This window comes from Streptomyces nogalater, from assembly GCF_039532885.1.
Lineage (GTDB): Bacteria > Actinomycetota > Actinomycetes > Streptomycetales > Streptomycetaceae > Streptomyces > Streptomyces nogalater.
This window is the reverse complement of the sequence record NZ_BAAASM010000060.1, coordinates 1-24,423: the sequence shown is the minus strand read 5'-3', so window position 1 is coordinate 24,423 and position 24,423 is coordinate 1. Positions and strand designations below refer to the sequence as shown.

The window sequence follows — 24,423 nt, the reverse complement described above, 5'->3', positions numbered from 1 at the left end:
GTTCAACAGGATGGGTCAGTACTTGATTGCGTCGATCTTGTCGTTCCAGTTGCCTCCGCCGGCATAGAGCGGGTAGCCGTACTTCTTGAAGTTCTTGTAGATGTTCTGGGCCCCCAGGAACAGGTGCGGGTCCGGCATCCCGGTGCGGATGTCGTAGCATTCCACGCCGCGCTGGGTGCGGTTGACGTAGGCGCTGGAGGTCTTGTCGCGGAAGCCCCACTTGCTCAGGTGGCGGGTCTTCGACGTCGGCTGGGTGGGGAACTTCAGCATCCGGCCCTTGAAGTCCGCGTGTTCCCACAGGCACACGTTGTAGGCGGGGCAGGCCGTGTAGAGGGCGGAGATCACTCCCGAGCCGGGGCCCACGGGATCCTTTTCGTCCGGCTCGGCGATCGTGGAGCCGCCGTCGCCCGTGGTGACATCGTCGGTGTACTCGTCGTCCTCTTCCGCCGGGTCAGCCGTGGCCGCAGCGGGAGCCGTGGAGGCCAGGAAGACGTTCTTGCGCTGGAGCGCGGAGTGCGTGGCCTTGCTCTTGGCGAGGTCTTGGTTGGACTCCTCCACGGAGTCCCAGCACTTGGCCTCGCCGGTGACGGGGTCCTCTCCGCAGACAGCGGCGCCCTGCCAGCCCTCCGCCAGGTTGATCTTGCGGCCGTTGTAATCCGCGATGACCCCACCCTCCGCGTCGTCTGCAGCGACGTCCTCGTGGAGCTGTGCTTCCTCACCGGGGGTCAACGCACCGGAGATCGGCGTGCCTTCCTGCGGCGAGGGGGTCGTGCCAAGTTCACCGGCGGTGGCCGGCGTGGACATCAGGGCTGCGGTCACAGCAGTAATCCCGACGTAAATGATCTTCTTCATGCAATGATCATAAGTAGGTAGAAAATGTGTAAACGGTGTAAATGGGGTGACCATGATCACTCTCAGCTTCGTGCACCACAGGAGACGGGCAAACGCGGCGCCAGGTCACAGCAAAGTCAGTGATGAAGCCCACACAGAAGCCGGAGGGGGGCTGAGGGCTCACTGAACCGGTGGGAGGGCAGACGGAGTTCACCTCGGAAAGCGGGAAGGCGCTCGAGTCCGCGTCGAGCACTTCCCGGAGTGATGCGCTCAGGCAGCCTCGCACGCCACGGGCCGAGGCGGCGCTGGGGTAAGCCCCGGGGAAATGGTGGGGAGCCGTGGCCGTGCGCCGACAATGGTGCCGCTGGTCGAGGCGTGGGACTCCGGTGCCTCCTCCTGGAGCGCCCGCGAGCGGCAGGACTACGCCAACGACCTCGGAGACGACCGGTCCCTGGTCGCGGTCACCGACAGATTCAACCAGGCCAAGGCCGACCAGGACCCGGCCGAATGGATGCCGTCGGCGACCTGCCGCTACATCGCGGACTGGGCCACCGTGAAGACCCGGTGGGGCCTTACCGCCGACCCCGCCGAACACGCCGCCCTCCAGAAGACCGCCGCACGGTGTGACGGCCCGGAGATCACCGTCGAGCTCGCCCGCTGAACCACCACCGGCATCGTCTGGCCGTGTACACCAGAGCGCAGACGGACCCGAATGCCGGCGCGCGTCGGCTGGCCGGTGGCCCAAGCCTCCCGGTGTCGTCCGGACGGGCGGCCCCAGGCGTTCAGCCGCTCGGCGCCGCGCGCGACCGGGCCGGGCCCCCGGAGCGGGGCCCGGCCCCGTGCGGCCTGTTCAGGTGTCAGGGACGGTCCGGCGGCGCCGCCGTCTCGTACGAGTCGGGGCGCGGCCGTGCCGCGGGTTCAGTCCGTCACGGCGAGAGCGACCAGCCCTACCTGCCGTCCATCGTGCCGGGTGCCTACCCGCCCAGGGAGCGGCGGAGGATGTCGTGCTCCTGGCGGTGTTGCCCGCGCGGGGTGTGGGTGGTGACGCGGGTCGGGGTGGGCTGTTCGGCGCGTAGCTGGCTGCCGTAGTCGTCCGTGGCGCGCAGGAGTTGGGCCGGTGTGGGCGGGGCGGGCCAGCACTGGAGGAGGTAGTGCTCGGTGATGGTGTCGGGGGCGAGGTCGACGGCTTGGTCACGGCCGCGGGCGTGGACGCGGAGCCGGTAGGTGCCGGGGCCGGTTGCCGCGAGGGAGGGGAGATCGTCGTCCAGGCCGGTCATGAAGGGGGTGACCTGGAGGGTGCCGGTGGGGGAGTGGAGGGAGATCTCTGCGATCTCCTCCCACTCCCCGGCGTCCGGCGCGGGCTCGTGGCCGTGGGCGGTGACCGTGACGTCGACGTCGCCGGTGTGGATGCCGGTGTGGATGGTGGCGTCGCCTGCGGTGATGCCGACGAGCCCGGTCTGTGAGGCATCCGTCTCCTCGCCGGCGACGGGCCCGCCGGGGTCGGTGACGAGGAACTGGTGGTAGTGGACGCCGACCGGGCCGTGCCCGGTGATGATGGGATCGGTCACTGCGGTTGCCCCTGCCGGTGGACGGTTACTTGATCCAGACCAGGAACCGGTCCTTCTCGATGATCCGGTTGTAGGTGTAGAAATTGTTCAGGGCGTTGCCGCCCTGGCTGTTCTGCTTGGCGTCGATCATGCGCCAGCTGAACTTGCCGCTTCCGGTGGAAGCGCCCTGCCAGGTCGTGGCGAAAGGGTACTCGTCGCAGCTCTTGCCCCGCGGGCGGGGCCGGCTGGACGGGCAGGCCTTGTTGCGGTTCTTCGTGATCTTGTCCTTGTTCGTCAGCCGTGTCAGGTACTGCTTGGTGCCGTGCTTGCCGGGCAGCTTCTTCACGTCCTGGGCGTAGGTGATGTGCTTGGCCAGTTCCGGGTACTCGCCGCGCTTGTTGTACACCATCTCCGGGACGTAACCAGGGTTGATACAGCCCACCTGTGTGGTGCGCCCGGGAAGCGCCGTGTCGCAGCGCACGTCCGAGGTGGCCAGTTCGACGGGGGTGGATGTGCCCCAGGCCGGGTTCGTGAAGTGGTGCGTGATGACGGCGCGCCCGCTGCCCGCCTGGCCGCGCTGGCGGATGTTGATCGTGGTGTCGACGAAATACTGGCCGTACGGGTCCTTGCTCGCGCTGATGGTCTGCGAGGGGAAGCTGCCGTTGGCGATCTTGCACTTGCCCCGGCAGGAGGCGGACCCCTGGGCCTTCGTGCCGGCCGTGCCCTGGCCCCAGCGCTGGTACTCCAACAGCGCAACCTGGTACGCCCAGCGGGACAGAGTGCGGTCGGAGAACTCGTAGCCGACCATCATGTACTTGATCCCGCCGACCTGCCTGCCGCGGGTGTCGAGCACCTTGAGCTCGACACCGAACACCCCGCACCCGTTGATACGGGTGATGTACCAGACGTTCGCGACGCCGTGGTCATCGCACCAGTCCGGCCACTTCCACATCGGGTCACGCGCTGCCGCGCGCATGCCGTCGGTGACCTTGATGGGCTGCACACACGCGGCGTACTTGTGCCGGGCCGACAGAGCCTGTTGCCGGGCGGTGGCGCACGCGCCAGCGTCTGCGCGGACGACAGTTTGACCGCTGCGCTGCACCTGCTGACCGGTGCTGTCTGCCGACGCTGCCGGAGCACCGGTGACCTCCGGCCGTTGGGTGCCGGCCACGGCAGCGCCGGATGGTGCTGCCGCCGTTGACCCGAGCAGTGCGCACAGGACTGCTCCTGACGTTATGAGCGTTCTCAAACGCACGAACTTCTTCTCCCCGTGAAATGGTCACGTCAGAGTGACGTATGTGACGGTCATGTCACTCGCAGTGATCACATCACGGGAGGGGCGGGCAGCAAAGGCTTCTCTGAGACGAACTAGTGCACCGTATCGGACAGTTGACGCATACAGGCGCACGGCGCGAGGCAGTCTGCCGCTCGACCGGGAGGACGGCGTCGGCCAGGCCTCGCCTGCACCCTCGTCGCGCCCGTGCTGGCCGTGGCCCCGAACGTTGCCCCCGACAGCCCTGTCAACACCGTGGTGCAGCTGGCCGGCGCCGCCGGGTTCGGCGGCTGGGTCCTCGCCGCCAAGAGCGACGAGCCCGGCGGCGGACGCAGGATCCTGCGTTGGTGCTGGTCCTGGCCGCCGCCGTCGACGTCGCCGCGAAGCACACCCCGGCTTCGGCCCCCACTGGCTGGACGGGCTGCTCGCCGCCGGATGGGCTGCGGCCGGCTACCTGGTCATGCCGTTCTCTCGGCACACCCGCCCTAGCCGCTCCCGCCCCGCAGCTGACACCCGCCACGGTCGCACCCGAGCCGACCGTGGCGCAGCCGAACGACGGCGCCGATCTGCTCACCCGAGGCACGGAAGCTGTGGGAGCGCGCCGGGGCACCCGCCCGCACCGACTCCACCGACCCTGTGGTTGACGTGGTGAATACCGGCACGCCGGAAGCACTGCAACCGCAAGTCTCCACGCCTTGTCTTCATCACCATGACAGTCAACCGACGGTCGCGATCGTCCCCGGGTGATCGGGAGCTGCGGCTATGGAAGGTCGGCCGGGCCCTGACCGTCACCTTCGCGGCCGCGGTCCTGGCGGCCGGCGGCATCTTCTACGGCTTGGTGTACCTGCTGGGGTACCAGGAGATCGGCAACACCAGGAAGCTCGATGCCAAGACACTCTTCGACCTGGTGAAACTGTCCTTCGGAGTGGTCGCCGGAGCTGGGGCGCTCGTTGCGCTCGTCGTCGCCTACCGCCGTCAGCGCGTCGACGAAGCCGGCGCTCACCGAGAAGCCACCCGGCTCCACACCGAACGCTTCACCCAAGCCGTTGAACAACTCGGTTCAAACTCCCCAGCGGTCCAACTCGGTGGCGTCCACGCCTTGGCCGGCCTCGCCGACGACGCCCCCAACCAGGCCCTCCGCCAGACCTGTATCGACGTCCTCTGCGCCTACCTCCAGCTCCCCTTCACCCCAGACCCCGGAGAAGACCCCGCCCACCAGGAGGCACATCACCGCTATCTGGCCTCCCGCAAGGTCCGGCACACGATCCTGCGCCTCATCGGTGACCACTACCGACGCCCGCAGGGGGCCTACGGCTCCTGGCAGGGCTGCGATCTTGACCTCACCGATGTCATCGTCGACGGCAGCATGGACTTCCGCGGCGCAACATTCTCCAGCGGCACGGTCTCCTTCGCCGGCGCGAGGTTCTCCGAAGGCACGGTGTCCTTCGCCGGCGCACAGTTCTCCGGAGCGGAGGTGTCCTTCCGCAACGTGACATTCTCCGGCAGCCAGGTGTTCTTCACCGGCACACAGTTCATCGGCCGCAAGGTATCGTTCGGCGACGCGAGGTTCTCCGGCGGCACGGTGTCCTTCGCCGGCACACGCTTCTCCGGAGCGGAGGTGTCCTTCCGCGACGCGAGATTCGCCGGCAGCAGAGTGTCCTTCGGCAGCGCACGGTTCGCCGACGGCCAGGTGTCCTTCCGCGGTGTGACGTTCTCCGGCGGCAGCATGGACTTCGGCGCGGTGTTCTCCGGCAGCGGGGTGTCCTTCCGCGGCTCGACGTTTCTCGGTGGCCAGGTGTCCTTCGCCAGCGCGACCGGGCCCGCTCCCCTTGGACTACTCGATGCCGTCGGCACGGCTTCTGCGACAGTCGCTCTTTCTTCTCTCTGGATGCCCGAGACTGAGTAGTTGGAGCACGAGGGCCGCGGTGCTGGCGGACCACCCGTTATCCAGCGATGCCGGAGCGGGCCGCGACCTGGAGGACAAGGTGCTTGAGGGGCGCTGGCAGGTCCACCATCAGGAGCGTGCCGTGCTGCGTCCGGCATCGCCTGGCAGGACTGAAGGCCGGCGAACCGTTGACCGTCCCGTCACTGGAACCCGAGCTGTACGCCGGCACCGGCATCACCCCGCTTGACACCGCCCAGGGCTGATCCGTGCTGCTTACTTCGAGGGCGGCTGATCGTGGTGTGCGGGCCTGGCAGGATAGTGGGCATGGTGAATGAGACGGCGACGCACGACGAGCGGCTGCGGGACCTGGAGGCGGAGGCGTTCCGTACTGGCCGGACGCTGGCGGAGCACAGCGAGCAGCTGACGACGATCCGTGAGCAGCAGCGCACCGCGTTCGGGAACATCGACTCCCTCGCCAACGCCGTCGGCGCGCCGGGAGAGCGGTCGATCGCCGATCGCCTGGACACGATCGAGCGGGTTCTGTTCGCTTTGGCGCGTGCGCAGGGCGTCGACCCGGACGCCCTTTAACTTGTCCGCCGCACAAAGTGGGATCGCTCCTCTCAGCAGGCGTTTCGAGGATGTGGCGGAGCGGACGGACCGGGAGTTCGGGATCGTCGAGAGCGATCTGACCGCGGTGCGGCTGCAGGTCGGCAACCTTGATCAGCAGGTGGGGAACCTGGACGCGAAGGTGAGCAGCCTCACCGAGGAGGTCCGGGGTCTGGCCGGGGAGGTCGACCGGAATCAGGCGCAGGTTGGGGAGCTGCTGACGCGGCTCGTCGGCCGGAACACCGACGCCGGGCTGACCCCTTCCTTGTGGCTGTGGCCCGGAACACACCGGCTGGTGTGACCCGGGCCACAGTCGTATGCGTGTGGTCGCCGCCTGGTGCGGTCGGCTGCGCGGTTTCACGGCTGGCGGATGCCAAGGTGGTGTCGGCGCTCGGCGACGAGTGTCTCCCAGCGCCTGCGTACGGTGTCCTCGGGCTCGAGCCAGCGGGTGGTGGAGGGCTGGGGGAACGGCTGCCCGGCCATGAAGTGCGCGATGTCGGCGTAGTAGGCGTAGTCGCCGTTCCGGGCGGGGTCGCGGAGCCGGTCGGCGGTGGTGCGGACCTTGTCGTGATCGCCGAGGACGGCGTGGTGGAACGCCGCCTGGCCCAGGTGGCCGTCCGGTGAGCGACGCCATGTACATCATCCTTGATGACACCGCTATGGCCGCGGCCGGCCAGGGCAACGTTCTCGCTTCCCATCTGATCCACCGCGCTCACGCCTAGTACTCCAGCCGTAGATCGTGATCTTCATGTCTGATTCGCGGCTTGTCGGCGGTAATGGCTGGTCTGTGCTCGGGCCTGGTGGCGGCGTCGCCAGGCTGACCAGCGGAGCCGGTGGGCCACGTCGTGCACGGGCCGGGCGACAAGCGTCGTGAACAGGCGCTGGATTTCGTTGCAGGTGAGCGGGATCAGCCCGTGGGGGGCGGGATGGCGGGCGTGTTCGTTGGCGCGCACGACGGCGAGGAAGGCGTGGGCGAGCATGGCCAGGGTGACCCAGCGGGACCAGGAGGTGAAGCGGCGGAGTTGGTGCTCGTCCAGTCCGGCCAGGCCCTTTCCGGCCTGGAAGGTTTCTTCCACTCGCCACCTTGATCCGGTGACGCGGACCAGGGTCGCCAGGGGTACCGGGGCGGGCGAGAAGCAGCGGTAGTAGGCCAGTTCACCGGTGGTGCGGTTGCGGCGGATCAGCAGCCGGTGACTGCCGGGCCGGGGCTCGGCCAGGTCGATGACGGCCCAGTCGTAGAAACGGTGCCCCTTGGCGCCGGCCCCGGCCGACAGCTTCTGCCAGGCCCGCCTGGGCACCTTCGCGGCCAGGGCATCCGCGCGGAACTTCCCCGCACCGGTGATGACTTCGGCTGAGCAGGCCACCGCGAGCACGTAGCCGACCTTGCGCTTTTCCAGCGCGGACCGCAGCTTCGGGTTGCCGCCGTAGACCTCGTCGCCCGCGACCCAGCCCACACGGTGCCCGGCGTCCAGGAACCGGCCGATCATCCGGACGCCCAGCTCCGGCTTGGTCGCGAAGGCGGTGTCGTCGCCGAGCCCGGCTGCCTGGCAGCGGTCCGGGTCGCACGTCCACGAGCGCGGAACGTACAGTTCACGGTCCACCGCCGCGTGCCCGCGCACTCCCGCGTAGACGAGATAGACGGCGACCTGCGCGTTTTCGATTCTGCCGGCGGTGCCGGTGTACTGGCGCTGGACAGCGACGGTGTGCGTGCCCTTCTTCACATCCCCGCTCTCGTCGACCACCAGCACGGCGTCCTCGTCGTGCAGATGCTCCAGCACGTACTCACGCACGTCATCACGCACTGCGTCGGCGTCCCACCTGGCTCGGCCGAGCAGGTGCTGCATGCCGTCCGGACTCGCCTCCCCGGCCCACTCGGCGATGCTCCAGCAGTTTTTGCGTGGCAGGTCCGACAGCAGTCCCAGCACCAAGTCCCTCACTCGGCGCCGGGGTTCGACGCGCGCGAACCGGCCCGCTATCCGGCCCATCAGGACCTCGAACGCCGCCTGCCAGCGGACAGGATCGACGCTGTGCCCCGCGGCCACCGCATGATCTTCAGTCTTCATAGACAGTGGACGGCTGGTCGTCGACCCGGTCGGCGAGCGCGCGCAGTTCGTCGGCGTAAGTAGCCCAGACGTCGCCGATCAGGAAGTGTCCGACGCCTGGCAGGGTGCGCAGGTGGGCGCCGGGGACGGCAGCGGCGAGGTCGCGTGCAGCCGACACGCGCAGCAGCGGATCCCGCTCTCCGTGCAGCACCAGGGTAGGCGCGGTGATCCTGGCGAGCGGGCCGCCGTGCCACTTCGCACCGATCTGGCGGCTCTGTGCCTTCTGGTCGCGGAAGCTGGCGACCTGGTGCGCGGCCTCTTTGTCCACGAACTCACGCACGTCGTACTCGTCGATGTGCTGGCCGGGTGCGGCCAGGATGCGGGCGACGGCCAGGGCCAGGGCCATGTTGCCCTGCGGGGTCTGGGGGTGATGCAACCTGGCGAAGCGGACCAGGGGTGCCAGGCGCAGGTAGCGCAGGACGCTCAGTCCCTTCGCGTCGCTGGGGACGGCCGAGGAGGTGGTGAGAGTGTGCACGCGTTGTGGATGGCGGATCGCGATGCGCTGTGCCACGAGCCCGCCCATGGAGTGACCGAAGAGGTGGGCGCGCTCCCAGCCGAGCGTGTCGAGGACGGTGATCGCATCGTCGGCCAGGTCCTCGGCGCTGTAGGCCGGGGGCTCGCGGCGCAGGAGGGCTGCGATCGGCGGACCCACGCGCCGGTCAGGCAGGTGCGTGGACTGACCGGCGTCGCGGTGGTCGTAGGCCACGACGTGGAAGCCGTGGTGCACCAATTCGTTCACCAGTCCGTCCGGCCACCAGAACCGCGACGTCCCCAGCCCCATCACCAGCAGCAGCGGGTCGCCGCCGGCCCCGCCGAGGTCTTCGAAGGCGATCTGGACTCCGTCATTGTCCGCGAAGCGCGGCATGTCGACTCTCCTCATCGTACGCAAACACTGTTCGCGAACACCGTATTGGGAAAGGTAGAGTGGCGGCAACGCGGGAGGTGGCAGTGGCAGGACAGCGAGAACCGGTGATCTGGTTGCGCCCGGAGCAGGCACCGGTCGGACGTCCGGCCGAGCGCAGCCGCGCCGAAATCACCGCCGCTGCAGTGGAACTGGCCGACCGGGAGGGCCTGGACGCCGTATCCATGCGCCGCCTCGCCGCGGCCCTGGGCACCGGTGCCGCCTCGCTCTACCGCTATGTGGCCACCCGCGACGACCTGCTCGACCTGATGATCGACAGGACCGCCGGCGAATACCGCCTACCCGTCCCAAGTGGCGACTGGCAGGCGGACCTTCTGGAAATCGCCCACCAGGCTCGACAGATCATGCGACGCCACCCCTGGCTGCCGGTCCTGGTCGTCACGCGTCCCACCCTCGGCCCGCACGGGACCGACCTGCTCGAGCACCTACTCGACGTGCTCGCCGACCATCCGGCCGAGGCCGCCCACAAACTCGAGGCATTCGCCGTACTGAACGCTCTGACCGCGCTGTTCGTCCAGAATGAACTGGCTGCCGCAGACCCCAGCGCCCAGCGCCAGTCCGCCTTCCTGAGTCACGTGGCCACCGCCGGCACCCACCCCCGCATCTCCGCCTTGCTCGCCGACCCCCAGCTCGAACGCAACTCCCGCGACCGCTTCGCCACCGTACTCACCCGCGCTCTCACCGGAGTGCTGGGCTGACTCGCCACAGCCCCAGCGCACACCCGAGTACCAGCCCCCCGACCGCCCCGGCCTACGTCAAAGCGGCGAGATCGGCAGAAACGGGGCTCGCTCAACCTTGCCCAGGACATGGCGCCGCAGCCGCCTCCGCGTCTGCCCAGACCGCGCGATCACGATCTACGGCTGGAGTACTAGGCCGACTGGTACCTGTACGCGGGCGGGCACGGCGGAGCACCTGGCCGCCCTGCCGGGCATCACCGTGCTCGACCTGGACCTCCCGGCCGCTCTGGCCGTAGCCCGGCACGGGTGCATGGGTGGCCAGCCCCGCTGGCGGTTAGATCGGTGGGGAAAGTGTGGGACACGCAGATTACAGAGGGCTCACATTGCCGACCTTTGACTGAGATTTGCAAGCTTTTTGCTCCAACCTCAGATCGCGCTCAAGAGGCCCTCGAAATCTTGACCGATTACACCATTACTGCAAGTATCTAGCACACGCCAACCCAAGGGGGGGTGGCGGAGAATGGATCGAAGTGAACCTCAAAAAGCCCGCATGCATAATTCCCTCCATGGTTCTGCTCGCCATCTGCGTGGGTGCCTCCCCCGCCATGGCGGACGGCACCGAGTCGGACGGAAGCTTAGTGGTGAACACGGCGGAGCCCCAGGAGACCGACCCCGCCGACACCGGTGTAGTCGACATCCCTGCCGACAAGGTGAACGTCGAGCCTGACATTCCCAGCTCCGGCGGAGATCACTCGAAAAATGAGCCGGATCGTGTGGACTGTAACGTCTACAACTACTACACGCCCAGCTACAAGGGCGGCGACCACCACAAGGGCGTCGGCCCCAAGCTGGGGAACACCAACAACACCTCACACACGGCGACGTCAAAGTTCACCTCCGAGGTAACCGGCTCGGTGGGTGTCTCCATTTCCGGCAGCTTGGCGGTCAGCGTGGAAGCGATGATCGCCAAGATCGAAGCGAAGTACGACGTGACGCTGTCGGCATCGATGACCGCGAAGCTCGGCAACGAGATGAGCGTCCCCACGCCAGCGCACAAGACCACCCACGCCGCCTACGGCGTCTACCGGCTGCGCAACCAGGGCACGAGCTGGCGCCAGTTGGAGAGCTGCAAGACGACACCCAAGGTGACCGTGACCAGCTACACGCCGGATTACGTCGGCTGGTACATCTGGGAAACGAACGCCTGATGGGTCCGCGTCGGCATCGCACCCTGATCAGCGGCATGACACTTGCCGCGCTCGCCGTGACGTCGGTCAGCTGTGCCGGCGAGGGAGAGTCCACTCCCCGACACCCTTCCGCTTCCGCTGCGCCCGCGGAACACACCTCAAAGGTGCCCATTCCCGCTGTAAGCGCCAGTCATGACCCGCATGCCGCCACCACATCCAAGGCGCCTAATCTCAGCGCGCGGGATATACGGCCGATCATCAGTGACACATCAGTGACCGGAAACTCGGAATACTCCATTCCGGATGGAATTGCGAAGGGGAAGACCCTCGCGATAGCGGTCAACTGTCAGGGGTCGGGCAAACTGAGGGTCTCAATTGAGCCGGCACATATATCGTTCCCGATCGCCTGCGAAAAGGTGATCGTGCCGAGTTTGAACGAAATCCGATTCTCTAGGAAACATTCTCAGGCGTCAATAAAGTTCACCTCGTCACATGAGGAGAAATGGGCTTTCGCTGTAGGGTGGGACCCAAATCCACCGGACCGCAGTTAAGCACCTTTGACTCGAGAACACCCCACCCTTGAAGTTCGTCGCGGAGCCTGCCGGAGCCACTTGGCAGGCTCCGCGTCACTAGGTCTATTACCTCGCCTTCCGGGTCTCGACTACACCAAGCAGGTCCAGCAGGCCGGCCAGGATGCCTGAGCGAAGATCCGCGCCCATCAGGGCGCCGCCGCATGAACCTGACCGCGGCCCTGGACCACACCGCCCTGGCCGCCCCGTTCTTCACCGGCCTGTACATCGAGGCCTCGCACGGCACCGGCCGTGTCACCATCCCGTCCCTGTCCGTCCTGGCCACCGAACGGCAGGTCGCCGACGCGGGCAGGCACGCCGGCGTCCCTGCGGTCGGGGAACACGTGCCGTTCACCGCCACCCAGGTCCGTGAGCAGCCCCGTGTACAGGGGAGACCCGCGTCACCCAGACCGTCCACGACTGGGCCAAGGGCCTGCCCACCAAGACGAACAAGGACCCGGGCGGGGCGGCGATCACGGAGACCACCGAGTACGACGCCCAGGGCCGTGTCACCAAGCAGTACCTGCCCGGCGCCAGCGGTACTGACGCCGGCACCCGCGTGAGGACCTACTGGTCCGCGACCGGCACCGGCGCCTGCGCCGGCCGGCCCGAGTGGGCCGACCTGGTCTGCTCCGTCTCCGCGGGCGGCGCGATCACCGGCAGCGGCCGAAAGGGTCGGCGCGCGGCCGGACCTCTTTGCGCGCGCCGGTCTGTCCACGTGAACGACTTCCTCCTCTCTGTGTTGGGTGCCGCTCTCCGGGGCGCCAGGAAGCTCCGTGACGGGAGTCGCCCCCGTCGAGACGATGCACTTCCGTCGAGTGAAAAGTCTGGTGACGACTCCGAGTGCCCGCCTGCGGTGTAAACCGGGGACACACCGGCTGTTGTGTCCCGGACCACAGCCGTATGCGTCCTGCCACCGCCCGGCGCGGAGAGCCTCGGTGGTCACGGCTGCCGGATGCCGAGGTGGTGTCGGCGCTCGGCGACGAGTGTCTCCCAGCGCCTGCGTACGGTGTCCTCGGGCTCGAGCCAGCGGGTGGTGGAGGGCTGGGGGAGCGACTGTCCGGCCATGAAGTGCGCGATGTCGGCGTAGTAGGCGTAGTCGCCGTTCCGGGCGGGGTCGCGGAGCCGGTCGGCGGTGGTGCGGACCTTGTCGTGATCGCCGAGGACGGCGTGGTGGAACGCGAGGACCACGTCGAGGACGGCTTCGGCCGCGGTGATACCGGCGTCGCGGCTCTCGGCACGCAGGACACGGGCGGCCTCAAGGCCGGGCAGGGTGCCAGCGTCCCGGGCGAGCGCGGCGATCCGGAGCGTGAGGTTGGTGGCGCGGAGATCGAGGCCGGTGAGGAGCTGCTCGGCGAGGTGGATTTCGTCGTCCGCGGTGTCGGGGTCGGTGAAGGCGAGGACGAGGGCGCGATGGGTCTGGCTGGTGGCGCGTTCTCCGGCGACACCGTGCTGGTCGGCCTGGTCGCGGGCGGCGGCGTAGGCGGTGGCCGCGCGGTGCATGTCGCCGTGGGGCCAGTAGATGTCGCCTTCGACGCGGTGCTGGCGGCCGGCCCAGCCGAGGGTGCGCGCGGTGGCGTGGGCGGTGGGGAAGTCCCCGGCGAGGCGGGCGAGGTGGGCCAGGCCGCGGCGGGCGGCGGGGGCGAGGCGGCCGCCGCCCGCGGCGACGGTCTGCATGCCCTGGCGGGAGGCGGCGGAGTCGCCGAGGTCGCGGTGGGCCTTGGCCAGGTAGTAGAGGCCCATCTCGTGCAGGTCGGCCGGCAGCAGCCGGCTGTCGGTGACGGTGGTGAGCCGGGCGGCGGTGGTGGAGCGGTGTTCGTGCTGGCGGCGGGCGAGCGCGGCGAGGAGTTCGACCAGGGCGTCGGCGGGCGTCTCCAGACCGTCGCGGGTGGCGCCGGTGCGGGTGGGTGGGGCGAGGGGTTCCCAAACGGAGTCGCTGACGTAGGCCCAGGCGGCCTCGGCGAGCCAGCCCAGGGGGAGGCGGAAGTCCCGGGCGAGCGGGAGGCCTTGGCGCAGGCAGCCGACGAGCAGCAGCCGGTTGCGGCCGCCGCTGTCCTGGGCGGTGGTCCACTGGGCGCCGAGGGCGGCCAGGGCGCGTTCGGCGGCGCGGGCCCAGTCGCTGTCCGTCCAGCGGTCGTCGGTGGCGTCGTCGGCGCTGCGGATGGTGGAGCGGATCAGGCCGTGCAGGTGGTAGGGCCACACGCCGAAGGGGTTCTCGCGGACGAAGGGCCGCTCGATCAGCCGCTGGGCGGGGGCCTGGTGGGTGAGGCCGGCCGCGGTGGTGGCGAGGGTGAGGTCGAAGGCGTCGAGCAGGCTGACGGAGCGCAGGACGTGGCGTTCGTCGGGGGTGAGGTCGGACAGGGTGCGGGCGATCAGGGCGCCGAAGTCGTGGTCGAAATCCGCCGGGGCGGGTTCGCGGGTGCGGCGGATCTCCAGGAAGCGCAGCACGGATAGGTCGAGGTAGAGGGGCAGGCCGTGGGAGCGGTCGGTGATGACCTGGCGGATCTCGCTGCTGATGAGCGGCCGTCCGTCGCGGGAGAGCCGGCGGGCGAGGTAGTCGTCGCAGTCCTCGGGGGAGAAGTCGCCGACCAGCATCTGCCGCCCCCGCCCGGGGGCGCTGGCGGCCTGCTGGGCGGGGATCGGTGAGGCGGGGGCCGTCAGGCCGGGCCAGGCGGTGGGCCCGGTGTAGTCGAGCTGGCCTTGCAGGGCGGGGTCGGCCCACTGCAGGCGGGAGCGGCCGGTGACGACGAAGAAGGCGTTCGGCATCAGCCACACCACCCGCTGGATGAGGCGTTCCAGGTCGCGGTGGGTGCGGTCGCCGACGTCCTCGAAGGTGTCCAGCAGGATCACCGGCGTCACCTTCTTGTCCGCCGGCAGCTGGGCGAGCTCCCACGCCAGCAGGTGGGGGTAGAAGCTGAGCGCCTCCAGGTCGGGCTCGGCCTCGAGCAGGTCGGCGAGCCGGGCGCACCGGGCGAGCGCGCGGACGGTCTGGCGCCGCTCCCGCAGGGCGCGCACGAGGGCGCCGGTCAGCTGGCCGACCGCCGTTCCGACGGTGCCGGGCAGGAGCAGGGCTTGGGCGACGTCGGCCATGGCCGACTGCATCTGCTGCGGCAGTGCCTTGCCGAACCGGGCCGTCAGGCCGCCGCGGCGCAGGTACTCCTCCAGTGGCTCGCCGGGATGCCGGTGGTCCCAGTAGCGGCGCAGTACCAGGTCGAAGGCGGGCAGCGGGCGGCCGAGCGCGCTGAGCGCGGCTCGGATGGTCAGCACCAGGTCCTCGAAGGAGGTGCCGGCCGAACGGGCGAGGTCGACGCGTACGGGCAGGATCCGCTCACCGGCCCAGCCGGGTTCCCCCCACTGGGCGGGCCGCTGTTCGGCGCCGGCGAGCGCGGCCTCGATCTTGCGGGACAGCGTCGTCTTGCCGATGCCGCCGACCCCGTGGAAGACGAGCACGTTGTCGCGCGGTGTCTCCAGGTCCTCGATGTCGAAGCCGGGGGCGGCGGTGTGCCGCAGGTGCGCGGTGAGCGCGGCCGCAGTGAGCTCCCACTGCAGCTCGCGGTTGGTGAACGCCTCCCCGGCCTGAAGGGCCCGGTCGTTGGTGCTGAACAGCGCCCGCAGATCCCGACCTGCCACGTCCAACCCCCGAAATCGATGATCACCTTCGGGCCAACCTATGCCCCGCACCGGCTCCTTGGGGAAGCATCCCCCGCCCGCCCCGGGGTGCGAAGGCGCTTCCGCGCCGGACACCGGCGCGTCGCGGCACTGTGCCACCGGAATCGGCCAGGGAGACAATGACCGTTTCCCATCAAGATCACGACGAAGGTGGTAGCCGTGTCCGACACCCCCACTCCCGACTTCTCCGGCCTGGAAGGCGGCGACGAGCAGCAGGCGGAGGACGCCGTCCAGGAGGTGGTGAACTGGTACAACGCCCAGATCACCAAGGAGCGCCGCGCTCCGTTGCCCGACGAGGACCGGATCGAGGAGCTGAAGGCCGGCCGTCAGGCCGCGCTCGCCGACCAGGCGCAGCTGGCGACCGCCGGCCCGGAGGAGGCCGGGCGGATCGCCGCCGTCTACGCGGCTCGGCTGAAGGAGCTCAACGAGTCGTAGCCCCGGGCCCGGACGGGCAGAGGCCAGATGGACGGGTGCGGCTGGTCGATCCGGGCCGGCTGCACCCGAGGCGGCATCAGGGGCCGGGCCATCGCGGCGATCTCGTCCAGTTCGTTCCGGTGGGCTGGCAGCGCCCGGCGCAGCGCCTGGTGGAGCCGCAGGAACGCGGCGGCCTCCTGCTCGGTGTAGGGGCGGAGCCGTTCCGCGGCAAGCGCCCACGACGCTCGTCCCGCGCTGCCGGCTTCGTGGCGCAGCAGTGCCTGCCCGTCCCGGCGGATCACCGTGATCGCCGCGATCTGAGGGTGCCGCTCAGCGGCGGCGACGACGTCGGCGAGTGCCCTGAAGCAGGTGTCGTGCCCGGATCGGCTGGTGTACCGGCCGGTCCCGCCGATCTGCAGCGCGCGGGCATACCGCAGTGCGGTGGCGAGCCGGCTGTCGGCTTCCCGGACGGCCAGGACAACGAGCTCGACCGGGTAGCCGGCGGCCGCGTAGGGCAGCGCGCTGGCGAGGAATTCCTCCACGCTGCCGGGGGCGGCCTCGATCAGGACGTCGCCGCGCCGGTCCCGTACGTACTGCTCGGCCCGGGCGAACCAGGCCCGGTAGTCGGCGCGGATCGCGGCCCCCGCGTTGCGGGGATCGTCGCGCAGCAGCTGGAAGTAATCGGGGTGCGAGACCTTGAAGTCGTCGCCGACCAGCCGGGTCGTCCCCGGCCGCATCGCGCGGCGCACCATCCGGGCAGCCATCAGCTTTCCGGCGCCAGGCTGGCCCAGGACGTAGACCGCCCGTGGATCCTCGCGGCTGACGATGCCGCTCAGGTAGGAGGGCGCGATGAGCTCGTCGAAGATCCAGCGGTGTTCCTCGGCCGACAGCCGGTGGTAGTCCACGCCCGGTGCCCGCCGTCGCGGCTGAGCGATGCGCCGTACGGGCTCGGCGAGCGCGGCGGCACGTTCGGCGTCGCGCTGGACGGCCAGGCGCCGGTCCTCGCAGCGCAGTTCACGGTGCAGCCGCTGATCAGCCCGGGTGAGGTCCCGACGGAAGACGGCGGTCTCCTGGGCACTCCAGGGACGGGAGCGCTCGTACGCCACCGCTCGCCCGGCCGCCGGCCGGCGCCGCCAGCTGCCGTCGGCGAACTCGTTGTCGTACAGCACGGTGCCGTCGCGCCGTACGACAGTGACGCGGTCGGCCAGATGCTCGGCCTCGACGACCGCCAGCGTCGTGAGCAGCTGCTGGGCACAGGTGTCGTGGTTCTCCCACGACACGTACCTCGGATCGGCCAGGAAGCGGTCCAGGATCCCGAGCTGGCTCCACGCCTCCGCCACCGCGACCGCAACGACCTCGATCCGGTGTCCTGCCCGCCGGTAGGCGTGCGACGACGCCCTGAACTCCTGCGGATCGGCGAGGGCGGACTCGACCACCGCATCGAAGCCGCAGGCGCGGACGTGGGCCTCGACTTCGGCCTGCCAGCGGCTCGTGTCCGGGCGCACCTTGACGCCGGCGGTGCGGACATCGGCGGCCAGGAGCTCGGCGTACCGGCGGTGCGCCGGCTTGTAGAGGTCCCGCCCGATACGTACGGCGCCGCCCCGGCGGTCCAGAGCCGCCTGAACCAGATCGGCGATCTCGGTCTTCCCTGCGCCCGGCTGCCCGGCGACAACCACGACGACCGGACGCGACTGGTGCACGGCCCCCTTCGTGACCGACGGGATGATCACCTGCTCCAGGACCTGGCGGCTCTCCGACTCTGACAACGCAGCATCCACAAGGCCGGCGACCGCGCCACACAGGGCGCCGGGAAGAACCGGCGCGGGCGGGACGTCGGCCTGACGGTGCGGGGACGGGGAACTCACGTACTCCTCCACGAACACGGACCACGAGCGGAGAACACGGGTGCGCCCGGCCGGAGGGCCGGGCGCACTGGAAGGGGAGTGAGGGATCAGCGCAGGCGACCGAGGTGGATGACGCTGACGCGGACCTGCCGGTCGCTGATCTCGTACATCACGCGGTAGACGCCGACGTGGATGCGCAGCAGATCGGCGCTGCCGAACGCCCCGTCGGGCCGCGGATTACCGGCGAGGCGGTCGACGGCGGTGAACACCTGCCGCACCCCGTCGGGGTCGTCCTTGGCGAACCGCTCCGCCTGGGCCAGGGCCTCCGGCTCCCAGATGACCTCGTAGCTCACGCCTCAGCTCCGCCGAACACCCGCCGGAAGGCCTCATCGTGCGGCACGCCGGCGTCCTCACCCCGGGCCTGCCGCCCGCGGTAGGCGGCCAGCGCCCGCAGCTCCTGCAGCTCCAGGACGTCGGCGGGGCTGACCAGCATGGCGATGGTGTGCCCGTGATCGGTGATGGCGACCGGTTCCCGGGTGGCGCTGACCTCGCGCGCGATAGCGCCCAGACGGGCGCGGGCTTCCACGATCGAGTACGTCGCCTCCGTCATGCACACCACCTTACACAAGTGTGCACTTAGGGACTGCTGTCGATGTCGTCGTGAGCACCATGCCGGCCGCGCCCAGCCCGATCCGCCGATCGCCGGGAAGGGCCAGGAGGCCGGGGCCGGCTACTCGCGGCGCGCGAGCTCCTCGGCGGTGGGCACGTGCCAGGTGACGTACGGCTGGCCGCTGTAGTCGACGGTGATCGTGTGCCGCAGTACATCGTCATCGGCGTCGTAGAAGATCTGCTCGATCTCCAGGCAGGCCCGGTCGGTGGAGATCCCGAAGTCGCGGGCCTCCTGGTCGTTCACCTGCCGGGCCCGGGTGCCGGTGACCATCCGCACCGCCCCGACCGGTGCGCCCGGCGGGAGCTCGACAGCACCCGGCCGCGCCCGTGTCGACCACGTCTGTGCCTCGCTCTGATCCGCCATGGTCGCCACCGTAGCGAGCCCGCTGTCGTCTGCCACGAGAACGTCAGTTGCTCTGCCACGGGAAGTGTCAGCGGCACGGCGCGTGGTCCCGCAGCTCTACGATCTGCCCATGACCCGACGTATCGGCCGTGGCGGATGCAAGGGGCAGACCCACACCGCCACTCCGAAGCTCCGCTCGTACAGCGTTCCGCCGGCCTCCGCGGTCACGGTGACCCGTGCGGACGGCACCACGGAGATCGTGCCCGCGCAGAAGCCGCAGGCGACCCAGAAGCAGCGGCCCAAGCGGGGTCCGCTGATCTGCGCGATGTGTGGTGACCCGACGACCGAGTCCCCGACGGTGTACAGCAGGGCGCGCGGTACGAGGGGCAAGCCCGTTCACGCGTCGTGCGACCCGTCGGCCAAGAGCGAGCGGCCCCAGCGTCCGCCCCGGCAGCGGAAGCAGGACCTGACGCCTCCGCCGGTGCGCGGGCGTGTGGCACCGGGGGGCGGACCCGGCGACGGCCTGGATCGACATCTCGTGCACGCAGTGCCCGGCGCAGCCGCGGCAGCGGTGCGTCGTCCGCTACAGCGACGGGTCGAGCGCGGAGGCGAAGATCCCGCACCGCGAACGGGTCCTGGCGGCGAAGAAGGCAGCGGCGCCGAGGTAGAGGTGAGGGCGGGGGCCGTCACGCTCCCCGCCCTCATGCCCATGGTGCTGGCGTACGGGCTGCGGCTCCAGCGGTTTCGCTCGCCGAGGTCTACTCGGGGAGGCGGGGAGAGCTCGTACGCAGCCACTGCCCCGCCCACTGCCGGTACTCCTTGGGCGAGGCGCCGTTCGCCTTGGCCAGGGACAGCAGGAGCAGCTCACCGAGGTACAGCTGGCCGCGGACCGGCCGGACACGGATGCGGGCCCGGCCACCACAGCCGGGCCCGCACCACCACGTTGTTCTTCAGGCCTGACACCCGCCTCGCCCCGCACCGACGGGAACGATCTACTCGCGGAGCGGGTACCCAGCCCACCGGACAGATGCTATTCGCCGATGGAGACGAACCGCTTCACCAGACGCTCGAACTCGCCCTCCGGCGGCAATTCGCCGTGAGGGGTCGTCGTATCCACGAGAACAGGCAGGGCCTCTGCGAGTTGATCGGCATACTCCTGTACCGAAAGGCCCGCTGCCCCGGCAGCCTTGGCAAAGGCGCTCTCGGGCAGGGCGCTCAGCAACTGTTCGCCGGTGACTGGCACGTTGGCAGCGCTGTCGCTGACCCACGAGCCCACATGGTCCGCGTATCCCTGATCCGCCAGGTGGCTCAGGAGCGCACCCAGGTTGTCGCGGATCACCGGGTCAGAGATCTCCGGCGTCACTCCGTGCCGCCCCTCGGGCGAAGCCTCGGTGCCAACCTCCCGTACTCGCTCCTCCGCGGGTGCCACCATGGCACTTTTCGGTCCCAGAGTCACCTTCATGTCGTCAGCGAGAACGTTGACGCCTGCAAGAATTGCGGCACGCGCATTGGCCCCGGGACCGAGCGGCTCTGATGGCATTCTTTCCGTCCCCTCTCCACGTCGCCGACTGTGGCGACTGAATTACATAGCGTCACGTGCAGTGTATGCGAGCAGCTCGATATGGACCCCCGGAAGGCAGGGGGCTGGGCAGACGGACGGGCCACTATGTTGACGCCGATCGTGTCCTTGTCGGCGTGGTGGGCGTTGGTGGGGTGACGCGTGCACAGGGCGAAGCAGGACCCCACGGGACTCGTGCAGGTCGGCGGCCCCCGGTACCGCCCGGCACCCGGGGCCGCAGCACGTACGGCTCGATCTCGACCAGCCGGGCGGCTGCGGTTGGTGCAGCCGCGAGGGAGCTGGTGGTCGTCACCGGTTCAACGCTCCTGCTCGGGCGCCGTCACTCGGTGGGCGGCGAGAGCGGCCTTGGCGGTGTGCGGCTCGATGACGACGCCGAACTCGTACAGCCCGATCTCCAGCACGTCCTCGACGCTCGCCTCGTCGGTCCGCTTGCAGGCGAGCGCGGCGGCGCCGCAGGCGATGGTCTCCTCGCGGCCGGGAGCGTCAGGGTCCTGGAGCGCGGACAGCACGGTCCGCCACAGCGTGGTCATTGATCCGTGCCATCGTCGGCCGGCCCGGCGGGTGCCTGGTCGTGCTTGTTGCTGTCGTCGCCGGCGTCCGAACTGACCTCTCCGTGGCAGACGACACCCGCCCGGTCGACGGGGCGATCTCTCGGCAACCCGGCCCGCCTCCTATGAGCCTTACGCCGCGTTTCCTCAGGTGAGCGGGTCGTACGCGGAGCCTGTGAGGTGTGAGCCAGGGCCTGCGCCGGACGTCCACCCCGGACCAAGAACTCCCTCCGAAAGGGTTAAAGAAAGGGATAAATATTTAGGGTAAAGACTGCTAGAGTGAGGCCACGAGAGGAGATCGCCATGGCGTCCGAGGAAGAGCTGTTCGCGAACATCGACGCACTGCTGGAGGAAGAGCCGCAGCTCCCGCCCCCGGCGGAACGCGCTCGGCTTCGCGAGGCCGCCGGAATCACCCAGGCCCGTCTCGCGCAGGCCCTGAAGACGAGCGTGCAGACGGTCAAGAACTACGAGAACGGCCGCTCCGAGCCGAAGTCGCCGCGCCTGGAGGCGTATCAGCGGCTGCTGAAGGGATGGGCGGCGAAGTACCCCGCGCACGCCGTCCCTGCTGCGCCCGCCCCGGCCGTCGCGCTGCGGCCGGAGGTACCCGAGACGTTCAGCGGCCCGGCCGCCCCGGAACAGGCGGCCGCCGCGCCAGTTCAGGCTCCTGCCGCACCGGTCGCGCGCCCGGCGACGTCGTCCCGGCGCCTGGCGGCGAAGAAGGCCGCCGCGCCCGCCGTCGACCCGCGCTTCCCGCACGGCCCGCTCGCCGTCCTCGACGGCGACGGCTCCGCGTACGGCATCAACGGCCTGGTCCTCGACTGCCCGGCGACCACCGTGGTGGAGCTGGTGGAGTGGACGCTGCGCGAGTCCGGTCTCGGTGCGCCGAAGCTGCACCGTCACGGCAAGGACCAGGACCCGCTGATCGTCCTCACGGCGGCCGCGGCCGTGAAGCTCGGGCTCCCCGAGCGCTTGGAGGACCGGCGCGGCCTGCGCCTGCCCGAGGACCACCCGGTCATCAAGCAGGTACTAAAAGCGAAGTGGCAGCTCACCCAGCGCGGCTTCGGGCCGTGGGCGCGGATCTACCGCAAGGCGCAGGGCCGCGACCGTCAGTGTGTTCAGCTGGCGGTCCTGCCGTGGGACGCCCTCGACTCCCGGGCCTGGCCCGGCGTCGCGGAGATGGAGCCGGCCGACGTCGCCCGCGTCCTCGGCGTGTACGCCCAGCGCGTCATCACCCCGCGCGGGTCGACGGCCGTCTCCGGCCTGGAGCTGATGACCGCACTGCGCCCGCCGACCCGGCCGGTCCGCGACGAGGAAACCGGCAACTGGGTCTCCGGCCACAACCCCGGCAGCCTGGGTACGGAGCCGATGGACCCGGCGCCGCCGGAGGGCCAGCCCGAACACCCAGCGGTCTACCACTCCGGCTGGAAGGGCGGCTTTCTCCATGAGGAGGCGTACCAGTGGGTGCGCCCGGTGAGCCTGCTCACCGATGAGGAATGCACGCTGCCCTACGCGGTGGGCCTGGACCTGAACACCGCCTTCCTCGCCGCCGCAGCCCGACTGGTCGTCGGCCTCTCCGCTCCGGAGCACTTCCACGCCCCGAAGTTCAACCCGAAGATCCCCGGCTCCTGGCTGGTCGACCTCTCCCATGTGGAGCTGGACCCGCGCCTGCCCTCGCCGTTCACGCCGACCGGCGAGCGCCCGACGGGCCCGGCCTGGTACCAGACGCACACCGTCGCCTACGCCCAGGAGCTCGGCTACAACGTCCAGCCCATCGAGGCGTACCTGCGACGGGAGACCGGCGCGTACCTGGACCCGTGGCACGACCGCCTGAAGACCGCCTACGTCGACACCCTCGCCGACCTCGGCGTCACCAAGGACCTCTCAGACGCGGAGTTCCTGGCGGCGATGGAGCGGCACAAGGACGTCGACCCGGCGATGGCCGCCGTCCTCGCCGCGATCAAGGCGACCGTGAAGGGCGGCATCGGGAAGCTGTTCGAGAACCCGCAGGGCAAGGGCTACAAGGACGGCGACCCGTGGCCGGCCATGATGCGCCCGACCTGGCGGCCGGACATCCGCGCCGCCGTCATCAGCAAGGCCCGGGTCAACATGCACCGCAAGATGCTAAAGATGGCGGAGTTCACCGGCCTGTACCCGCTGGCGGTGCTCTCCGACTGCGTCGTCTACCCCGCACCCAGCGCGAGCCCGCTGGACTTCCTCCCGTACGCGGAGTCCGGCAAGCCCATCCCCGGTGCCTTCCGTCTCGGGCCCACCCCGGGCCTGGCGAAGCTGGAGGGCGTCCAGACGATGCTGTGGGCGGTCGACCTGATAGAGCAAGGCCTCAACCCCGCCCGCCACATCAAGGGCGGCGACGCCGTCATGGACGAAGGCGAGTAAGGCCGTGGCCACCGACACCAGCCGGTCCGCCGCTTCGGGCCGATCCGCCCGAAGCGGCACTGCTTCGCTGGAGGTCGGCGCGGAGCTGGAGCAGACGCTGGCCCCCCTGGAGGCGCGTATGAAAGCCGCGCGCACCCGCCGCACGGCGCCGCGGTTCGAGTTGCGGCGGCATGACCTGCGCCAGACACGCGAGACCTGGTTCCGCCTGGTCGGCCCCGACGGCCAGGACCCGACCCCCGAAGGGAGCTGAAGCCGTGCCCGGAGAGATCGAGGACGCCATCGAGCGCGCCGACCGGGAGGCGTTCACCAAAGAGCCGCCCAAGACCCTCAAGGGTCAGGTCAGCTTCCTGATCCGGCAGTTCGGCAGCGCGAAGGCCGTCGCCCAGGAGCTCGGGGTCACCGCCGACTCCGTGAACCGCTACCGGCGCGGCGCCCGCAAGCACGCCCGCGCCGACGTCGCCGCGAAGATTGACGACGCCGTACGGCAGCGGTGGCAGCCGCTGGTGCGCAAGCGCCGGCAGAAGAAGGCCGCCACCACCGGCGGGATCACAGTGGAGACCCGGGCCCGGTTCGGCTACACCGCGCCGGTCGGCACGACCGACGACGGACGGTTCCGGCGACTCACCGTGCACCTCCCCCCGGAGTACGCGCAGCGCCTCTTCGACGCCCGCGACGCGGGGGCCAGCGACCAGCAGATGCGCGGAATCATCGCCGAAGGGCTTAAAGAAGTGTATTTCCAGGACGGCGGCGCCCGCGCTATGGGACTGTCGGACGTGGAAATCAACGACATCGACTACCTCGATCTGGATTACTGACTAGGAGCGAAAATCATGGCCACCGAAAATCCGCCCATCGACCGCGACAAGAGCCACCTGACCGCCGTGGACGAAGAGGCCGTGCGCCTCGCCGACGTCCTGGAGAACCACCCGGACACCAGCGACGTCACCGACGCCGGCGTCCAGGGCGACATCGTCTTCACCGCGGCCGGGCGCTCCTGGGTGCTCGACTTCCAGTCCGGCCCCGACGGCGAGGTGTTCCAGGACCCGAGTGGCGCTCCGGCCCCGGCCGACGGTCCCGCCGCCGCCGTGCTGCGCGACGTCGTCGTCCCCGCGCTCCTGGCCCACCCCGCCTACCAGGCGGCCACCGCCGACGGCGACACCCTCACGGTCCACCTGGCCACCGGCCGCCACTACCGCCTGGCCCTCACCCCGGCCGCCTGACCCCGGTCAGCACACCTCGGGCCGGGCCCCGGCATCGCAACTGCCGGGGCCCGGCCCTCGTGCCGCCGCTCACCCTGTAGGTGTGAAGTGCCGTTGCAGTGCCATTACGGGGATGTCGTTGCTGAGCCAGTGTTAGGTACCTGA

24 protein-coding genes and 1 pseudogene are annotated in these 24,423 nt (G+C 69.9%); 13 read left to right on the top strand and 12 right to left on the bottom strand.

Annotated elements, in window-relative coordinates; all coding sequences use genetic code 11:
• Positions 1 to 15: 15 nt before the first annotated feature.
• Positions 16 to 852, bottom strand: a complete 837-nt coding sequence (locus tag ABD350_RS31680) for a peptidase inhibitor family I36 protein (protein ID WP_344352373.1) — start codon at positions 850 to 852, stop codon at positions 16 to 18.
• Between the two features lie 304 nt (positions 853 to 1,156).
• Between ABD350_RS31680 and ABD350_RS31675 the strand changes: the two genes are divergently transcribed.
• Positions 1,157 to 1,492, top strand: coding sequence for an HNH endonuclease family protein (locus ABD350_RS31675; protein ID WP_382466818.1), 336 nt, complete (start codon positions 1,157 to 1,159; stop codon positions 1,490 to 1,492).
• 313 nt (positions 1,493 to 1,805) lie between these two features.
• Here the strand turns inward: ABD350_RS31675 and ABD350_RS31670 are convergent, their stop codons facing one another.
• The gene (locus tag ABD350_RS31670; protein WP_344352372.1) at positions 1,806 to 2,399 is read right to left on the bottom strand and encodes a hypothetical protein; all 594 of its coding nucleotides are present in this window, start codon (positions 2,397 to 2,399) and stop codon (positions 1,806 to 1,808) included.
• Positions 2,400 to 2,424: 25 nt separating this feature from the next.
• Positions 2,425 to 3,381 carry a NucA/NucB deoxyribonuclease domain-containing protein gene (locus ABD350_RS31665; protein WP_344352371.1) on the bottom strand — a complete coding sequence of 319 codons (957 nt, stop codon included), beginning with the start codon at positions 3,379 to 3,381 and terminating at the stop codon, positions 2,425 to 2,427.
• A 1,108-nt stretch (positions 3,382 to 4,489) separates the two neighbouring features.
• On the opposite strand from ABD350_RS31665, the gene ABD350_RS31655 reads away from it, so the two are divergent.
• The 4 genes from ABD350_RS31655 (at position 4,490) to ABD350_RS31640 (ending at position 6,766) form a co-directional block, all read left to right on the top strand.
• Positions 4,490 to 5,557, top strand: coding sequence for a pentapeptide repeat-containing protein (locus ABD350_RS31655; RefSeq protein ID WP_344352406.1), 1,068 nt, complete (start codon positions 4,490 to 4,492; stop codon positions 5,555 to 5,557).
• A 303-nt stretch (positions 5,558 to 5,860) separates the two neighbouring features.
• Positions 5,861 to 6,124, top strand: a complete 264-nt coding sequence (locus ABD350_RS31650; RefSeq protein WP_344352370.1) for a hypothetical protein — start codon at positions 5,861 to 5,863, stop codon at positions 6,122 to 6,124.
• 52 nt (positions 6,125 to 6,176) lie between these two features.
• On the top strand, positions 6,177 to 6,443 hold the full coding sequence (locus ABD350_RS31645) for a hypothetical protein (protein WP_344352369.1): 267 nt from the start codon (positions 6,177 to 6,179) through the stop codon (positions 6,441 to 6,443).
• Between the two features lie 20 nt (positions 6,444 to 6,463).
• Positions 6,464 to 6,766: a hypothetical protein gene (locus tag ABD350_RS31640; protein ID WP_344352408.1), complete on the top strand. Its 303-nt coding sequence runs from the start codon at positions 6,464 to 6,466 to the stop codon at positions 6,764 to 6,766.
• Positions 6,767 to 6,888: 122 nt separating this feature from the next.
• On the opposite strand, the gene ABD350_RS31635 is transcribed toward ABD350_RS31640, so the two are convergent.
• Positions 6,889 to 8,127, bottom strand: a complete 1,239-nt coding sequence (locus ABD350_RS31635; RefSeq protein WP_344352405.1) for an IS701 family transposase — start codon at positions 8,125 to 8,127, stop codon at positions 6,889 to 6,891.
• Positions 8,128 to 8,194: 67 nt separating this feature from the next.
• Positions 8,195 to 9,109 (bottom strand): alpha/beta fold hydrolase, encoded by a 915-nt coding sequence (locus tag ABD350_RS31630; protein WP_344352368.1) that lies wholly within the window; start codon positions 9,107 to 9,109, stop codon positions 8,195 to 8,197.
• A gap of 83 nt (positions 9,110 to 9,192) precedes the next feature.
• Between ABD350_RS31630 and ABD350_RS31625 the strand changes: the two genes are divergently transcribed.
• From ABD350_RS31625 to ABD350_RS38075, 3 genes and pseudogenes are all read left to right on the top strand, one after another.
• Positions 9,193 to 9,864 (top strand): TetR/AcrR family transcriptional regulator, encoded by a 672-nt coding sequence (locus ABD350_RS31625; RefSeq protein ID WP_344352367.1) that lies wholly within the window; start codon positions 9,193 to 9,195, stop codon positions 9,862 to 9,864.
• Between the two features lie 545 nt (positions 9,865 to 10,409).
• Positions 10,410 to 11,051 carry a hypothetical protein gene (locus ABD350_RS31620; RefSeq protein WP_344352366.1) on the top strand — a complete coding sequence of 214 codons (642 nt, stop codon included), beginning with the start codon at positions 10,410 to 10,412 and terminating at the stop codon, positions 11,049 to 11,051.
• A 907-nt stretch (positions 11,052 to 11,958) separates the two neighbouring features.
• Positions 11,959 to 12,266: pseudogene (locus ABD350_RS38075) on the top strand (hypothetical protein); the annotation flags it as partial.
• Between the two features lie 275 nt (positions 12,267 to 12,541).
• On the opposite strand, the gene ABD350_RS31615 reads toward ABD350_RS38075, so the two are convergent.
• A complete protein-coding gene (locus ABD350_RS31615) occupies positions 12,542 to 15,229 on the bottom strand; it encodes an ATP/GTP-binding protein (RefSeq protein ID WP_344352365.1) in 2,688 nt (895 codons plus the stop codon).
• 198 nt (positions 15,230 to 15,427) lie between these two features.
• On the opposite strand from ABD350_RS31615, the gene ABD350_RS31610 reads away from it, so the two are divergent.
• Entirely contained in the window at positions 15,428 to 15,703 is a 276-nt protein-coding gene (locus tag ABD350_RS31610; protein WP_344352364.1) for a hypothetical protein, read from the top strand.
• On the opposite strand, the gene ABD350_RS31605 is transcribed toward ABD350_RS31610, so the two are convergent.
• From ABD350_RS31605 to ABD350_RS31580, 6 genes are all read right to left on the bottom strand, one after another.
• The gene (locus ABD350_RS31605; RefSeq protein ID WP_344352363.1) at positions 15,667 to 17,448 is read right to left on the bottom strand and encodes a zeta toxin family protein; all 1,782 of its coding nucleotides are present in this window, start codon (positions 17,446 to 17,448) and stop codon (positions 15,667 to 15,669) included. The two genes, ABD350_RS31610 and ABD350_RS31605, sit on opposite strands and share 37 nt — an antisense overlap.
• Positions 17,449 to 17,633: 185 nt before the next feature.
• Positions 17,634 to 17,879, bottom strand: coding sequence for a type II toxin-antitoxin system RelE family toxin (locus tag ABD350_RS31600; protein ID WP_344352362.1), 246 nt, complete (start codon positions 17,877 to 17,879; stop codon positions 17,634 to 17,636).
• Positions 17,876 to 18,136: a type II toxin-antitoxin system Phd/YefM family antitoxin gene (locus ABD350_RS31595; protein WP_344352361.1), complete on the bottom strand. Its 261-nt coding sequence runs from the start codon at positions 18,134 to 18,136 to the stop codon at positions 17,876 to 17,878. The genes ABD350_RS31600 and ABD350_RS31595 overlap by 4 nt, the downstream gene beginning before the upstream one ends.
• A gap of 120 nt (positions 18,137 to 18,256) precedes the next feature.
• Entirely contained in the window at positions 18,257 to 18,559 is a 303-nt protein-coding gene (locus ABD350_RS31590; RefSeq protein WP_344352360.1) for a hypothetical protein, read from the bottom strand.
• A 1,009-nt stretch (positions 18,560 to 19,568) separates the two neighbouring features.
• Positions 19,569 to 20,000, bottom strand: coding sequence for a YidB family protein (locus tag ABD350_RS31585; protein WP_344352359.1), 432 nt, complete (start codon positions 19,998 to 20,000; stop codon positions 19,569 to 19,571).
• A 413-nt stretch (positions 20,001 to 20,413) separates the two neighbouring features.
• The gene (locus tag ABD350_RS31580; protein WP_344352358.1) at positions 20,414 to 20,647 is read right to left on the bottom strand and encodes a hypothetical protein; all 234 of its coding nucleotides are present in this window, start codon (positions 20,645 to 20,647) and stop codon (positions 20,414 to 20,416) included.
• Between the two features lie 321 nt (positions 20,648 to 20,968).
• On the opposite strand from ABD350_RS31580, the gene tap reads away from it, so the two are divergent.
• The 4 genes from tap to ABD350_RS31560 are packed head-to-tail and all read left to right on the top strand — an operon-like array spanning position 20,969 to position 24,279.
• Positions 20,969 to 23,059 (top strand): telomere-associated protein Tap, encoded by a 2,091-nt coding sequence (gene tap, locus ABD350_RS31575; RefSeq protein ID WP_344352357.1) that lies wholly within the window; start codon positions 20,969 to 20,971, stop codon positions 23,057 to 23,059.
• A gap of 4 nt (positions 23,060 to 23,063) precedes the next feature.
• Complete coding sequence (locus tag ABD350_RS31570; RefSeq protein WP_344352356.1) at positions 23,064 to 23,309, top strand: hypothetical protein; 246 nt, start codon at positions 23,064 to 23,066, stop codon at positions 23,307 to 23,309.
• Positions 23,310 to 23,313: 4 nt separating this feature from the next.
• Positions 23,314 to 23,874 carry a telomere-protecting terminal protein Tpg gene (gene tpg / locus ABD350_RS31565; protein WP_344352355.1) on the top strand — a complete coding sequence of 187 codons (561 nt, stop codon included), beginning with the start codon at positions 23,314 to 23,316 and terminating at the stop codon, positions 23,872 to 23,874.
• Between the two features lie 15 nt (positions 23,875 to 23,889).
• Positions 23,890 to 24,279 carry a hypothetical protein gene (locus tag ABD350_RS31560; protein ID WP_344352354.1) on the top strand — a complete coding sequence of 130 codons (390 nt, stop codon included), beginning with the start codon at positions 23,890 to 23,892 and terminating at the stop codon, positions 24,277 to 24,279.
• The last annotated feature ends 144 nt before the right edge of the window (positions 24,280 to 24,423 follow it).